General features: G+C 66.9%; 14 protein-coding genes. 4 read left to right on the top strand and 10 right to left on the bottom strand.

What is annotated here, in order from left to right; translation table 11 throughout:
• Positions 1-377, bottom strand: a 377-nt coding sequence (locus AC6LJ9_RS28645) for a hypothetical protein (protein ID WP_498150189.1), incomplete at its 3' end; no start/stop codon positions are given.
• Between the two features lie 618 nt (positions 378-995).
• The gene (locus tag AC6LJ9_RS28640; protein ID WP_498150188.1) at positions 996-1,277 is read right to left on the bottom strand and encodes a hypothetical protein; all 282 of its coding nucleotides are present in this window, start codon (positions 1,275-1,277) and stop codon (positions 996-998) included.
• A gap of 143 nt (positions 1,278-1,420) precedes the next feature.
• Here AC6LJ9_RS28640 and AC6LJ9_RS28635 point away from each other — a divergent pair, with 143 nt between their 5' ends.
• The gene (locus AC6LJ9_RS28635) at positions 1,421-2,365 is read left to right on the top strand and encodes a LysR substrate-binding domain-containing protein (protein WP_498150187.1); all 945 of its coding nucleotides are present in this window, start codon (positions 1,421-1,423) and stop codon (positions 2,363-2,365) included.
• A 201-nt stretch (positions 2,366-2,566) separates the two neighbouring features.
• Here the strand turns inward: AC6LJ9_RS28635 and scpC are convergent, their stop codons facing one another.
• The gene (gene scpC, locus AC6LJ9_RS28630; protein ID WP_498150186.1) at positions 2,567-4,084 is read right to left on the bottom strand and encodes a succinyl-CoA:acetate CoA-transferase ScpC; all 1,518 of its coding nucleotides are present in this window, start codon (positions 4,082-4,084) and stop codon (positions 2,567-2,569) included.
• Between the two features lie 237 nt (positions 4,085-4,321).
• Here scpC and AC6LJ9_RS28625 point away from each other — a divergent pair, with 237 nt between their 5' ends.
• Entirely contained in the window at positions 4,322-5,269 is a 948-nt protein-coding gene (locus AC6LJ9_RS28625; protein WP_498150185.1) for a LysR family transcriptional regulator, read from the top strand.
• A 183-nt stretch (positions 5,270-5,452) separates the two neighbouring features.
• A complete protein-coding gene (locus AC6LJ9_RS28620; protein WP_498150184.1) occupies positions 5,453-7,879 on the top strand; it encodes a DUF3772 domain-containing protein in 2,427 nt (808 codons plus the stop codon).
• Between the two features lie 30 nt (positions 7,880-7,909).
• Here the strand turns inward: AC6LJ9_RS28620 and AC6LJ9_RS28615 are convergent, their stop codons facing one another.
• The 4 genes from AC6LJ9_RS28615 to AC6LJ9_RS28600 form a co-directional block, all read right to left on the bottom strand.
• Positions 7,910-8,602: a hypothetical protein gene (locus AC6LJ9_RS28615; RefSeq protein WP_498150183.1), complete on the bottom strand. Its 693-nt coding sequence runs from the start codon at positions 8,600-8,602 to the stop codon at positions 7,910-7,912.
• 44 nt (positions 8,603-8,646) lie between these two features.
• The gene (locus AC6LJ9_RS28610) at positions 8,647-9,120 is read right to left on the bottom strand and encodes a hypothetical protein (RefSeq protein ID WP_498150182.1); all 474 of its coding nucleotides are present in this window, start codon (positions 9,118-9,120) and stop codon (positions 8,647-8,649) included.
• Positions 9,121-9,570: 450 nt separating this feature from the next.
• Positions 9,571-10,761: an acyltransferase family protein gene (locus AC6LJ9_RS28605; protein ID WP_498150181.1), complete on the bottom strand. Its 1,191-nt coding sequence runs from the start codon at positions 10,759-10,761 to the stop codon at positions 9,571-9,573.
• Between the two features lie 44 nt (positions 10,762-10,805).
• On the bottom strand, positions 10,806-11,204 hold the full coding sequence (locus AC6LJ9_RS28600) for a hypothetical protein (RefSeq protein ID WP_212313091.1): 399 nt from the start codon (positions 11,202-11,204) through the stop codon (positions 10,806-10,808).
• A gap of 117 nt (positions 11,205-11,321) precedes the next feature.
• Here AC6LJ9_RS28600 and AC6LJ9_RS28595 point away from each other — a divergent pair, with 117 nt between their 5' ends.
• Complete coding sequence (locus AC6LJ9_RS28595; protein WP_212313089.1) at positions 11,322-11,612, top strand: antibiotic biosynthesis monooxygenase family protein; 291 nt, start codon at positions 11,322-11,324, stop codon at positions 11,610-11,612.
• Between the two features lie 3 nt (positions 11,613-11,615).
• Here AC6LJ9_RS28595 and AC6LJ9_RS28590 read toward each other — a convergent pair whose 3' ends face one another.
• From AC6LJ9_RS28590 to AC6LJ9_RS28580, 3 genes are read right to left on the bottom strand one after another with little or no spacing between them, the layout of a single operon-like run.
• Complete coding sequence (locus AC6LJ9_RS28590; RefSeq protein ID WP_498150180.1) at positions 11,616-11,975, bottom strand: nucleotide pyrophosphohydrolase; 360 nt, start codon at positions 11,973-11,975, stop codon at positions 11,616-11,618.
• A gap of 29 nt (positions 11,976-12,004) precedes the next feature.
• Positions 12,005-12,646 carry a 3'-5' exonuclease gene (locus AC6LJ9_RS28585; protein ID WP_498150179.1) on the bottom strand — a complete coding sequence of 214 codons (642 nt, stop codon included), beginning with the start codon at positions 12,644-12,646 and terminating at the stop codon, positions 12,005-12,007.
• Positions 12,568-12,789: a DUF1653 domain-containing protein gene (locus AC6LJ9_RS28580; protein WP_212313083.1), complete on the bottom strand. Its 222-nt coding sequence runs from the start codon at positions 12,787-12,789 to the stop codon at positions 12,568-12,570. The genes AC6LJ9_RS28585 and AC6LJ9_RS28580 overlap by 79 nt, the downstream gene beginning before the upstream one ends.
• Positions 12,790-12,792 lie beyond the last annotated feature (3 nt).

Raw genomic sequence — 12,792 nt, 5'->3', positions numbered from 1 at the left:
TTGCATCGCATCGAAGGTTGGCTACACCCCGGTTGGCTTGTCATCTTGTTCAGACCACCCATCCGGGTTAACCCTGAATCAACACCACCAGCCAAGCCCAAGACTATAACACAATTTTTGCAGTCTGTGCAACTGGCTTCTGCCTGATTTGCACCGAATCTTGCAATAACCGCTTGGCGTTCAACGTTCCGAAGAATTTCGTTTGCCGCTGCGGCAGATCGCTGGAAAAACCAGCAACCCGTTGCGTCTTGCTTGGCTTCGCGGTTCACAAAACTGCTTGAACTGCGAAGGAGCGAGACTATAGCACAGAAATTTCGCTTGTCATGAGCACGACGCAAAAAGAGTGAAGAAATTTGGCTGAACCCGCCGCTGCCCATGGAAACGGGCCTGACAGGGAGCAAGGGAGTCCTGGCTCGTCAGGCAAACCGGCCGTCTTCCATGAGATCCATCTTCTATATATAGAGATGCTCCCCCCTAGTCCTCTATATATAGAGATCGGGCTCAAGCCTGAGTAGCGACACCTGCCGAATAGCCCGGGCCCACGCGAAGCCAGCGCAGCCTATCCGTGCGCCAGCAGCGCCCGCCTCTCCGCTCCCCGCGCGTGGCATCCCTATGGCGAACAACGTCTCTATATATAGACATATGGAGACAGCACCGCGCTTCGGCCAACCCCGCACTCCTGGGACCGAAGCCGGGAAGTCGAGCTCACTCCCGCTTCGCCCCTTCGGGCCACGGCATGCATCTGGCGCCATGACGAATCAGCCTGCCCAGGCCAAACTTTGGCCAAAGCCCCTGTCCGGCCGCGTCTGTGATCCGGACTCAGATGTCGCCCGCCATCGCTCGCCCCTCTTCTATAGCTCGCCCGTCCAAGCGATCGCCGCTCCCGACACATCCTTCAACCGCTCATGCGCTGACGCGCCGACTTACCGGCACATTGACGCGCCAACCCGGCAGGGCCGGCCCTTCCCCCGTCCCTGTCCAGCAGCAAGCCGGCGCTACCACCGGAGATAGTCGACATTGCGCAAGCGCTTGAATTCCCGGCTGACGCTGGCCTCGCTGACCAGCCAATCGGGCGCCCCCATATCCTTCAGGATATGCTCGTCCAACCCTTCCGCCGTATTGCGCAGCCGGTTCCTGTTCCGCCATTGCAGGCAAGCCTGCAACAGACGACCAAACAGGCTGGACGGGGCCGAGCGTTCCCGGCCATCCCGCGCCGGCAGCACGGCGTCGCAGGCGGCAAGGCAGGAAGTGGCGGTGCTGGATTGCAGATGACTCATGATTTGCTCCGGACTTGGGATGTTTTGGTTAGCATATCCGCCCAAATATCTAGAGAAAATCAAATTGTTTTGCCTGGTTTGGTCAGTTAATCTAACCACTTACTAAGCTGCAATCCATATCCCCTCATCAGCCCGCCCCGACCATGCGACTATCCCTGAACGCCCTGCCCGCCTTTCGCGCGGTGGCCGAACTGCAAAACCTGCGCGCTGCGGCCGAACGCCTGCACCTGACCCACAGCGCCGTCAGCCAGCAGATCCGTGGCCTGGAAGAACAGCTGGGTTTCGACCTGTTCGAGCGCAGCGGCCGCGGCATCGTGCTGAACCCCGCCGGCGCGGCGCTGCTGTGCAGTGTGCAGGAAGCGCTGGCGCTGCTGGACGACGGCATGCGCACGGCAGCCGCCGCGGCTGCGGGCAGCTCCCTGCAACTGCGGGTTTCGGTGCTGCCCTCGTTCGCGCAGCGCTGGATGCTGCCGCGCATGGCGCGCTGGCGCGCCCGTCATCCGGAGCTGACGTTGGAAATGGAAACCTCGCAGCAGGTGGTGGACCTGCTGCGCGATGGATTCCACGCAGCGCTACGCTTCGGGCGCGGCCCCTGGGCGGGAGTCGAATCCGAACCGCTATTCGACGTGCCGCTGCCGCTCATCGCGCTGGCATCCCCCGAAACGGCGCGCGCCCTGCCGGACCACACGCCTGAGACGCTCGCTGGACAGCCCCTGCTCGGCGAGCGCGATGTCTGGCAGCACTGGTTCAACTCGGCCGGACTGCGCATTCCGGTGAATCCCGTCGCGACCTTCAATGACGCGGGCATGATGCTGCAAGCGGCGGAACAAGGATTGGGCATCGCGCTTGGCCGCGAGCTGCTTGCCGCGGACGCGTTGTGCGCCGGCAGGCTGGTGCAGTTGTCGACGGTCCGCGTGCAGTATGAACAGGCGCAGACCTATCATCTGGTCTACCGCCCCAGCCTGCGGGACTGGCCGCCGCTGGTCGCGCTCAAGCAATGGCTGCGCGATGAACTCGAGCTGTCGCGCAAGTCGCTGGTCACGTACCAGCCCGAAGATTGCGCCGATGATAAAGACCCAAAAAAATAGGCGGAGCGGCAAGCGCCGCCCCGCCTCAATCCAAGGCAACGCCCTCGGCCAGGCTCAGCCTTGCGCGCGGCCAGGCCAGCGCAAGGCGCGGTCATAAGCCCGCCCCGAGAAACCCGAAGAACGCCGCCCCGGCGGCGACAAGACATGAAACCGGCCCGGCACTGCGCCTCGCGGCGACAGTGGACCGGACCGCGGCGCGCTTCAGGCGACCTTGCGCACCTCGGCCTTGGACAGGCGCATGGAATCGGTTTCGCTGAAGCGCTGGTGCCAGGAGAACGCCTCTTCCAGCAGATGCGGCGTTTGGCCGCCGCGTTCGCAGGCCCGGTCGAAGTAGTCCTGCAATGCCTCGCGGTACGACGGATGCACGCAGTTGCGGATGATGGCGCGGGCGCGCTCGCGCGGCGCCAGGCCGCGCAGGTCGGCCAGGCCGCACTCGGTGACCAGCACATCGACGTCGTGTTCGGTATGGTCCACGTGCGACACCATGGGCACCACGCTGGAAATATCGCCGTTCTTGGCCATGGACTTGGACACGAAGATCGCCAGATGCGCGTTGCGGGCGAAATCGCCCGACCCGCCGATGCCGTTCATCATGTGCGTGCCGCCCACATGCGTGGAGTTGACGTTGCCGTAGATATCGAACTCCAGCGCCGTGTTGATGGCGATGATGCCCAGCCGGCGCACGATCTCGGGCGCGTTGCTGATCTCCTGCGGACGCAGCACGATGCGTTCGCGATAGTGCTCGATGTTGGCCAGGATCTTGTCGTAGACCGGCTTGGATACGGTGATGGACGAGGCCGAGGCAAATTGCAGCTTGCCCTGGTCCAGCAGCTCGATGGCGCTGTCCTGCAGCACTTCGGAATACATGGACAGCTGCTCGAACTCCGAGGATTCGAAGCCGTGCAGCACCGCGTTGGCAATGGTGCCGATGCCGGCCTGCAGCGGCAACAGGCCATTGCCCAGCCGGCCCGCGTTGACCTCGGCGCGCAGGAAGTCATTGATGTGGCCGGCGATGGCGTTGGTCTCATCGTCCGGCGGCAAGGCATTGGACGGGCTGTCCGGCTTCTCTGTGACCACGATGGCCGCGATCCGGGAAGGATCCACTTCGATGCAGGGCTTGCCGATGCGCTGGTCCACCGCCATCAGGCCGATGGGTTCGCGCGCGGGACGATCCTGCGGCACATAGATGTCGTGCAGCCCTTCGATGGCGGCCGGCACGCCGACGTTCAGCTCGATGATGATGCGCTTGGCCTGCAAGGCGAAGGACGCCGAATTGCCCACGGACATGGTGGGCACGATGGCGCCGCTTTCGGTGATGGCGGCGGCTTCGATGATGGCCACGTCGACGGGCCCGATATGACCGGCGCGCAGCTGTTCGGCGGTTTCCGAAAGATGCTGGTCGATGAAGGCGATCTCGCCCTGATTGATCTTGCGGCGCAGCGTGGTGTCGACCTGGAACGGCATGCGACGCGCCAGCGCATTGGCCTGCGCCAGCATCTTGTCGGTGTCGTGACCCAGCGAGGCGCCTGTGATCAGCGTGATCGACAAGGGCTCGCGCTCCGCCCGCCGGGCCAGCGCCGCGGGCACCGACTTACAGTCGCCCGCGCGGGTGAAGCCGCTCATGCCGACGGTCATGCCGTCCTCGATCAGCAGGGCCGCCTCTTCGGCGGAGGTGATCCTGGCGTGCAGGCCGGAATGGCGGATACGGTCGAGATGCATGGAGTCTCCAGATTTGAGGGCCGACGGCCGGCGACCGGACCGGGCACGGCAGCCTTCTGTCCGGACGCCGTCTGACGCGGCGTTTCCCGATGTCCACAGCCCCGGATCGCGGGAAGGCGGACGATTTTCCGGCAGTATAGGAACGCGGCTTCAAATCTCGTAATGACTTAAAATCATTCATTCAAGTCGCTTTTTTCATTAATTGAGATTCCGCGCCGATGCGGACGGGATGGCTCCATGGATGTGCGCGCGCTGCGCTACTTTGTCGAGACGGTCAGACACGCCAGCTTCACGCAGGCGGCGCGCGCCTTGTTCGTCACGCAGTCCACCGTCAGCAAGATGATCCGGCAACTGGAAGAGGAAGCCGGCGCGCAGCTGCTGATCCGCGACGGACATACGGCCCGCCCCACGGACACCGGCCGCGTGATGTACCAGCGCGGCCTGCAGGTGCTGGAGACCATGCGCCAGTTGTCCGAGGAAATCCGTGAAACGGCGGACCTGCGCCGTGGCGCGCTGGAAGTGGGCATCCCGCCCATGATCAACCTGCTGTTCACGCCCGTGGTCAAGCGCTTCCGCGAGCGCCATCCGGACATCCATCTGACGCTGCGCGAAGGCACGGGCCAGGCGCTGGAGAACCTGGTCGCCGACGGCGAGCTGGAAGTGGGCGCCACCGTCCTGCCCGTCGCGCCGGACCGCGGCCTCGCGGCCCAGGCCTTCGGCAGCCATCCGATCTGGGTCATCGGCCCGCCGGACGCCGCCTGGGCGGGCAAGACATCCCTGCCGCTGACTGCCCTGCGCGATTCCCGGCTGCTGGTTCCCACGGATGACTTCGCCATGACGCGCCGGCTGCGCCAGGCCTTTGCCGACGCCGGCATGCAGCCCGCCATCGCGGCCCAGAGCGCGCACTGGGATTTCCTGGTGGCGATGGCCTCGGCCGGCCTGGGCGTCGCGCTGCTGCCCGAACCGCTGATGGGCCGCATGAAGACGCGCGGCCTGAGCACGGCGAAACTGGCCAAGTCGGGCCTGCAATGGGAGGTCGGCCACATCTGGCAGCAGTCCGGCTACCTGTCCTACGCCGCCCGCGCCTGGCTGGAAGTGTGTGACGAAGTGCTAGGACGGCCAAAATCGGGACGACCTCGGCATGGCGAACCGCCCGCGGCGAAACGAGAGCCGCTCCAGGAATAGGCCCAGTCCCGGGCGCCCTGTGTGGACGCGTAGGCGAAAGACGCTCGCCCTTCAAAGCGGCCCGGCCGATTCCACCATCCGCCCTGTCACATAAAAGAAACAGGCTCGCAATTTTGTTGCAGCCGCCGGCCACGGCCTTGCTATGCTGGCCTCCCCTGGCGCAAGCCGCTCATCAAACCCTTTATGTTTCCGAACACCTCCCTGCCCCTGACGCATGCCGGCCGCTCGCGCGCGTCCGCCCTGCTCGCATCGCTGGCGCTGGCCATGGCGCTGCTGCTGTCGGGCGCATGGTCCGCCGCCGCCCATGCCGCGGCGCCGGGCACGCCGGCAGAAATCGAGGCGGACCTGGCCAGCGCGCGCAAGCAGATCGACGACATGCGCAAGCGCATCGCGAACGAGGCCGACGATGCCAATCTGCAGCAGCTCTATGGCACGGCGGTGGACATCCAGGCCAAGGCGGACGCCGCCGCCGAAACCCTGACGCCGCAGCTGGCCAGCGTGGCGGCCAGGCTGAACGAGCTGGGCGCGCCGCCGGAAGGCAGCAAGGAAGCGCCCGACGTCGCCGCCCAGCGCCTGAGCCTGGAAACCAGCCGGCGCGGGCTGGACGCGCAGATCAAGCTCGCCAAGCTGCTGTCCGTGGATGCGGGACAGACCGCCGAACAGGTATCGGCACAACTGCGCACGCAGTTCAAGGCCCGCCTGGGCGAGCGCCGCGACGCCTTCCTGTCCGGACAATTCTGGAACGAGTTCAAGGGCGAGATCCCGCGCGACCTGGAGCGGCTCAGCGCGCTGCGCGACGATCTCTATGAGGCCGTGCAGCAGACGCCCGCCTGGGGCTGGCTGCTGCTGGCCGGCATCGCCGCCCTGGTGATCGCGCTGCGGATGTGGATCGGCCGCGCCCTGCTCAGGCTGACCGCGAACCGCGTGCCGCCAGGACGCCTGCGCCGCTCGGCGCTGGCAGCTGCCCAGGTGGCGCTGTCGACCGCTACGCCCGGCCTCATCGCCGTGCTGGTCCATGTCGGCCTGGACTGGAATTCGCAACTCTCCGACAGCACCTCCAACCTGCTGGCCGCGATGGTCATCACGGTCTTTTTCGGCGGCTACACCTCGGGACTGGGCAGCGCCCTGCTGTCGGCCCGCCATCCGTCCTGGCGCCTGCCGCCCATCGGCGATGCCGTGGCGCAGAAGCTGAGCTGGGTGCCGGCAACGATGGGCGCGCTGATCGTGCTGATCTGGCTGGCCGAACGCCTGACCGTGCTGCTGAACACCAGCCTGACCACCACCATCACGCTGACCGGGATCGTGTCCACCCTGATCATGGCCACCATGGCGACCGCGCTCGCCATCGGCCGCAAGCTGCGCCGCCAGGCCCGGAAACAGGAAGACGCCGCCATTCCGGCCTGGGTGCCGGCGCTGACCGGCATCGCCTGGGCCGTGCTGATCGTGAGCCTGGGCAGCCTGCTCGCTGGCTACGTCGCGATCGCCAACTTCCTGGCCAAGCAGGTCCTGTGGGTGCTGATCGTGCTGGCCTCGGGCTATCTGGCGTCCACGCTGATCGAGGACGTCTTCAGTTCGCTGCTGAGTTCGCCCCGCCCCGAGACAGGCGAAAAGGCCCGGCCCACCTTGCGCGACCAGGCGGCCGTGCTGCTGTCTGGCGTCGGCCGGGTGGCGGTTGGACTGCTGACCATCACGCTGCTGCTGGCGCCATTCGGCGAAGGCCCCACCGACTTGCTGCAGCGCTTCGACCAGCTGCGCAAGGGGCTGGCCATCGGCGAGGCGCAGATTCATCCCGGCGCCGTGTTGCAGGCGCTGATCGTGCTGGCGCTGGCCCTGCTGGGCGTGAAGATGCTCAAGCGCTGGCTGTCCAACCGCTATCTGCCCACCACGGAACTGGATCCGGGCATGCAGCTGTCGGCGGTCACGCTGTTCGGGTATGCGGGCTTCGTGGTGGCGGTGGCGCTGGCCCTGTCGGCGGCCGGCATCGGATTGGAACGGGTGGCCTGGATCGCCAGCGCCCTGTCCGTGGGTATCGGTTTCGGCCTGCAGGCCATCGTGCAGAACTTCGTGTCGGGCCTGATCCTGTTGGCGGAACGTCCCGTCCAGGTCGGCGACTGGGTCTCGCTGGGCGGCGTGGAAGGCGACATCCTGCGCATCAACGTCCGTGCGACCGAGATCCAGATGAGCGACCGCTCGACGGTGATCGTGCCGAACTCGGAGTTCATCACCAAGACCGTGCGCAACGTGACGCGCTCCAGCCCGCTGGGCCTGGTGCAGATCAAGCTGCCCATGCCCCTGTCCACGGATGCCGAACGCGCCCGCGACGCCATCCTGCAAGCCTTCGCCGACCACCCGGACATCCTGGCCACGCCCGCGCCGAACGTCTTCCTGGACGGCGTGGATGGCGGCAATCTCATCTTCAACGCCAAGGGCTACGTATCGTCGCCGCGCGCCGCGTATGGCGTGCGCAGTGCGCTGCTGTTCTCGGTGCTGGGCCGCCTGCGCGACGCGGGGCTGGAAGTGTCCTCGCCGACCACCCTGCTGCTGGCCCCCACCCCGCCGGCCCGGACCCCGGACGCGCCGGGCCTGGCGGCTCCGCCCGCGACTTCCTAGGCGCGCCGCCGGGTCCGCTGTCCATGCGCGTCAGCCCGGCGAGTACATATCCAGCATGCCCTGCCGATCCAGGCGCGGGTTGCGCAGCGGCGGCGAGCTCATGGCGCCGCTCTGTACCGACTGCACCGGGAAGGCCTGGGCGACCGGCGTCTGCGGCGTCGGCGCGAGCGCGGCCGGCGAGGCGGGCGGCGCGGCGGCCGGCGCCGAGGTCTGCGCCACGGCGGAATTGTCGAAGCGGTGATCAGCCGTGGTCAGGGCGGGATTGGTGCACAGCCCCTGCGCCACCAGCGCGGCCTTGGTCCGATCGTCCGTCTGGCACAGAATGTCGATGGCCGCGGTTTCCAGCCGGCGCGAGCGGTCGGGATCCTTGGTGGACGCCGCCGCCTGCATGGTGCGTTCGAAGTTGCGCCGCAGGCTGCACTTCTGGTCCTCGATCGGGAACGCGACGTTCATGCCGAAGCCGACGACCGAGCCGCCCCCGCCCGCCGACACCATGCAGCTGTCCGAAGAGAACGAGCCGTAGAAGCTCTGCCCACCCATGGCGGGCGCCGTGCGCAAGGTGCCGGAAGCGTCGGATTTGGAATTGAACGTGATGCCTTGCGTGTTGCCGGCGTTGGTCGCGCCCGAGGTCGCGGACGTGGTGGACGACGAGGCGCTGTTGGTCTGCGCCGTGGCTGAGAACGCCGCGAGCGACAGGGATAGGGCAAGAACAATGGTCTTCATGATGTCCCCTTGCCCGGACGGCCGAAGCCGTCCGGAACGCTGGCTCAGTGGTTGAACCCTTGGAAGTGGCCAATCCCTCCGATCCCTTGGATCGACGCCGTCGCGCCGAAAGTCGCCGCATGGAACGATCCCGTGGCGGAAGCGTTCGTGTCGGTCTTCTCGAACGTGGCGCCGCCATTGGCGATACTGTCGCCCGACATGATCGGCGCATTGCCGCTCACGTGGCCATAGGTTTCGCTGGTGGCGTATTGCCGCGTGCTGGTGACGGTCTCGATACCGTTGTGGCTGAAGGATCCGCTGGCTTGCGCCACGCCGCCCGTCTCGCCGAACGAGGTCTGGGTGGACGAGCCATAGCCGTTGACCTGCGTGGCAACCACCGAACTGCCGTTCGACACGGATGACACGGTGCCATGGATGCTCCCGCTATAGCCCGAGATGGATACGCTGGGCCCGGGACCCGTCGCGTACGCGGAAGCGGCGCACATCGACAGGACTGCGACTGCTGCGAGCTTTTTCATTTGAGCTCCTCCTGATCCGTGGATACGGATGAACAGGCTGCCGGTGGCCGACCGGCGCGGACCTCTACTTCTCCAGCAGCCCCGTCATGCCTCGGCAGGACGCGTGGAACTTTCGTATTGGTACGGAATGATTGCGCCGTCCAAAGTGTGTCGATATCGGTTAAACGGCGGACCGTCCGACTGGCGCCATGCGCAAGCACGCCACAATGTCGCCAAAGTCGCGGACATCTTGCGTGCGCGAACGCGCGGGCCATGCATATGGAGGATGAACGGAGGGCAGCCTGGCCCAATCCTCCGGCGCGGCTCAGCACTATGGAGGGCAGGGAAGCCGCGGGACTCGCCCGCCTTGCCTAGCGCGCATGCGGGTCCGCGGTTGGCAGATGCGCGTTAGGCTGTTTGTCAGCTGACGCCGACGAAAGCAGCAGGTGCTGCGCTGCGCAAACCAGCGGACTACGCCGTCTCGGCTCGGGCCCCCGCCGCAGCGGGCAAGGGCCGCAGCCCCAACCACGGTCGCAGCGGACCGCTGCGCAGCGCCAACACATAGGCCGCCCAGCATCCCGCCAGCGTCAACGACATGACCAGCGCGGGCTCCAGCACCGGCCCCGGCTGCCAGCGCTGCACCAGCCACCAGGCGCCGATGATGAAGGTCTGGTGAAACAGATAGAACGTGAAGATGGCCTGATTGACCGGCGCGCGCCAGGCGCTGTCGCGATCCAGGCCCGCGCGGGCATAGGCCAGGATGACGCAGATGACGGTCCAGGCATAGGCTTCACGCGCAAACGCCTCGCCCCAAACGGACGCGGACAGGGCCGGCCAGAGCTTGAGCACCACGATCAGCCGCAGCGCGAAACACGCCAGGGCAACGGCAAGGATCAGCCGCCGCAACCGGACCAGTTCCGGCCACAGGCGGCCGGCGCCCGCCGCCGCCAGCCCCAGCGCGTAAGCCAGGCCATAGTGCAGATGGGCATGCCAATCGTCGACCAGCAGATGCGTTTCCGGATAGGCGCGTCCCAGCCACGCGCGGGCCAGACCCAGCGCCACCACCGGCACGATCAGGAAAGCCCAGGCGCCGATGCCCGCCGTCCAGCGCGCGCAGGCCTGCGTGAGCCGGCGCGGCGCCGCGGCCAGCACGGCGGCCGCCACCAGCGCGTAGGCCAGCACATACAGCACGAACCACATGTGGTTGTAGGTCGGCAGATAGAAACCCGCGGCCTCGGGCCCGTAGATCGGCGCCAGGTTGCCGAAGGTCAGGTAGCGCTCGACATAGAACGTCAGGAAATCGCCGCGGTAGTCGACCTTGTGCCACAGCTCCGCATACGATTGCAAAGGCACGACGATGAAGATCGCGAACAGCAAGGGCAGCGCCAGCCTGTAGCTGCGCTCGCGCGCAAAGCCTGCCGCGCCGAATTTGCGCAAGGCGTGGGCGGAAACCGCGCCGGACACGAAGAACAGCAGGGTCAGCCGCCACGGATTGAGCAGCAGCATCGGCGCCTGCAGGGCCGGCGTGGTCCAGCGGCTCTTGACATGCCATCCCCACCCCTGCACGTACAGCATGCCCAGGTGGTAGAGGATCAGCAGCGCGAACGCGCCGGCGCGTATCCAGTCCAGGTCATGGCGTCGCGAAGCGAGGGCTGCAGGCACGGCGTCGGAGGCGTCGGGAGAGGATCTGGCCGGGAAAGGGAATGTCAGCCGGCGAGGGCCAGGAAGTACGCCGACTCCTTGCGAACCAGCCACAGATCGGCCGCCACCAGCAACAGCAGGATGCCGCATTCGGCCAGGTACGGCGCGGCCGCCACATGATAGCCGGCCAGCATGACAATGCCGGTCGTGGCGGCCAGATATCCGGGCCAGCCCGGCGCGGCTTCCGCGCCCGCTCGCCCGGATCCGCGCCGGCGGCCGCACAGCCAGGCCAGGACGGGCAGGAAGGACAGGGACAAGGGCACGTAGGCGGCGATCGCCGTCAGCAACACGTCGGCCCCGAACTGCGTGTGCAGCTTGAAGGCGACCAGCGCAACCGTGCCAACCGCCGCATACCACAGCAGTCGGACAGCGATGAGGCGCGGCAAGGTGGCGACTCGGGTCATCGGTGGGGCCGGAACGGGGTTGGCGCGCCTGCCCTCGGGCGACGCGTGCGGAGTTTTTCAGCCATACTACTCCGGCCGGCGGGATTGCGCCCGGCCCCATTCCTACGGAGACCCAGAATGATCCAGGAGATCGCCAGCATTCACGTCCGCGAAGGCCAGGAGGCGCTGTTCGAGGCCGGCGTGGCCCAAGCCAAGCCCCTGTTCCTGCGCGCCCGCGGCTGCCACGACATGCAGCTCTACCGCAGCATCGAACAGCCGCAGCGCTACACGCTCGTGGTCGATTGGGAAACCGTCGAGAACCACATGGTGGACTTCCGCGAATCCAGCGATTTCCAGGAATGGCGCAAGCTCGTGGCGGGCTTCTTCGTCGAGCCGCCCCAGGTGCATCACGAGCAGAAGGTGCTGTAGCGTTCAGTCCGTTTCGGGCGGATCGTCATACTTGCGCGCGCTGCCGCGAAAGCGATCCGCCGGATATTTCAGCGCGTTCTTGGCCATCTTCGCCGAGACCGCGCCGGCAATGTCGATGCCCAGCTGATCGGCCAGCGCAGCCAGGTACATCTGCACGTCGGCGATCTCGTCGGCCACCTCGGCCAGCCGCGCGGGCGACAGGCCGTGGGACTCTTCGGCGGTCAGCCACTGGAACAGGGCCAGCAGCTCGCCCGCCTCGCCGGCCAGGGCCATCGCCAGGTTCTTGGGCGTATGGAAGGGCTGCCACTCCCTTTCCTCGGTGAATCGCCGCACCGCCGCCGTGATCTCCCGCAAATCGCTCATGTCGCGCTCCCGCAGTCATCGGGCGGGCATCAAGCCCGCGCCAGCCTGGCCCCGGCGGCCAGCGCCACCGCCACCGTCGTGCGCACGTCGGCCAAGGCTCGGTGCGTCGGATCCGACGCGCCCACATGGCGGGCCAGGATATCCAGTTTATGGGACGGCAGTTCCGGCCAGGCGCGACGCGCCAGCGCCAGCGTGCAGTGCACCGGATTGGCGAAGGCCAGCCCGGTCTGGTCCGAGGCGGCCGCCAGGAAACGCCGGTCGAACGAGGCGTTGTGAAAGAACACCGGCAGGTCCTCGACGAAATCCAGGAAGGACGAGAACGCCTGCCTCACGGGGATGCCGAACCGGTCCACTTCGGCCTGCGTGATGCCGGTCAGCTGGCTGATGAACGGCGGCACCCGGCCCCGTGTGCGCACCACCTGCGCATATTCCCGCTCGCAAGCACCATCGGCCTGCACGCGCACCGCGGCGATTTCCAGAATCTCGCAACTGGCGGTGGACAGGCCGGTGGTTTCCAGGTCGGCCACGACGAAAGGGCCGCGCAGCGCATGCAGCGCGGCGGTCAGGGTCGCCGGCAAGGCGCGCGCGCCGCTCACTTGGCGTCCAGCGGCGCGAAGCGCGGCGAACCGTCGGCCAGCTGGCCGAAGAACATCTCCGCCGGCCGCACCCACAAGCCGCGCGCATGCGGCCACAGGTGTTCGTACACCACCATGGTTTCCAGCGTTTCGGAATGGCGGGCTTCGCCCACATAGCGGTACAGGCCGCCCTTGTAATGGCGGTGCGAGGCAAGGGCCAGGGCTTCGGATTCGGTCATGGG

It is taken from the genome of Achromobacter sp. 1011811831 (assembly GCF_059760905.1).
This window is presented reverse-complemented; position numbering and strand designations above follow the sequence as displayed.

Bases quoted from the DNA above. Each gene is read 5' to 3' on its own strand.
- AC6LJ9_RS28625 (WP_498150185.1), top strand. From the start codon at position 4,322: ATGGATGTGCGCGCGCTGCGCTACTTTGTCGAGACGGTCAGACACGCC.
- AC6LJ9_RS28595 (WP_212313089.1), top strand. From the start codon at position 11,322: ATGATCCAGGAGATCGCCAGCATTCACGTCCGCGAAGGCCAGGAGGCG.
- AC6LJ9_RS28635 (WP_498150187.1), top strand. From the start codon at position 1,421: ATGCGACTATCCCTGAACGCCCTGCCCGCCTTTCGCGCGGTGGCCGAA.
- AC6LJ9_RS28640 (WP_498150188.1), bottom strand. From the start codon at position 1,277: ATGAGTCATCTGCAATCCAGCACCGCCACTTCCTGCCTTGCCGCCTGC.
- AC6LJ9_RS28620 (WP_498150184.1), top strand. From the start codon at position 5,453: ATGTTTCCGAACACCTCCCTGCCCCTGACGCATGCCGGCCGCTCGCGC.
- AC6LJ9_RS28610 (WP_498150182.1), bottom strand. From the start codon at position 9,120: ATGAAAAAGCTCGCAGCAGTCGCAGTCCTGTCGATGTGCGCCGCTTCC.
- scpC (WP_498150186.1), bottom strand. From the start codon at position 4,084: ATGCATCTCGACCGTATCCGCCATTCCGGCCTGCACGCCAGGATCACC.
- AC6LJ9_RS28615 (WP_498150183.1), bottom strand. From the start codon at position 8,602: ATGAAGACCATTGTTCTTGCCCTATCCCTGTCGCTCGCGGCGTTCTCA.
- AC6LJ9_RS28600 (WP_212313091.1), bottom strand. From the start codon at position 11,204: ATGACCCGAGTCGCCACCTTGCCGCGCCTCATCGCTGTCCGACTGCTG.
- AC6LJ9_RS28590 (WP_498150180.1), bottom strand. From the start codon at position 11,975: ATGAGCGATTTGCGGGAGATCACGGCGGCGGTGCGGCGATTCACCGAG.
- AC6LJ9_RS28580 (WP_212313083.1), bottom strand. From the start codon at position 12,789: ATGACCGAATCCGAAGCCCTGGCCCTTGCCTCGCACCGCCATTACAAG.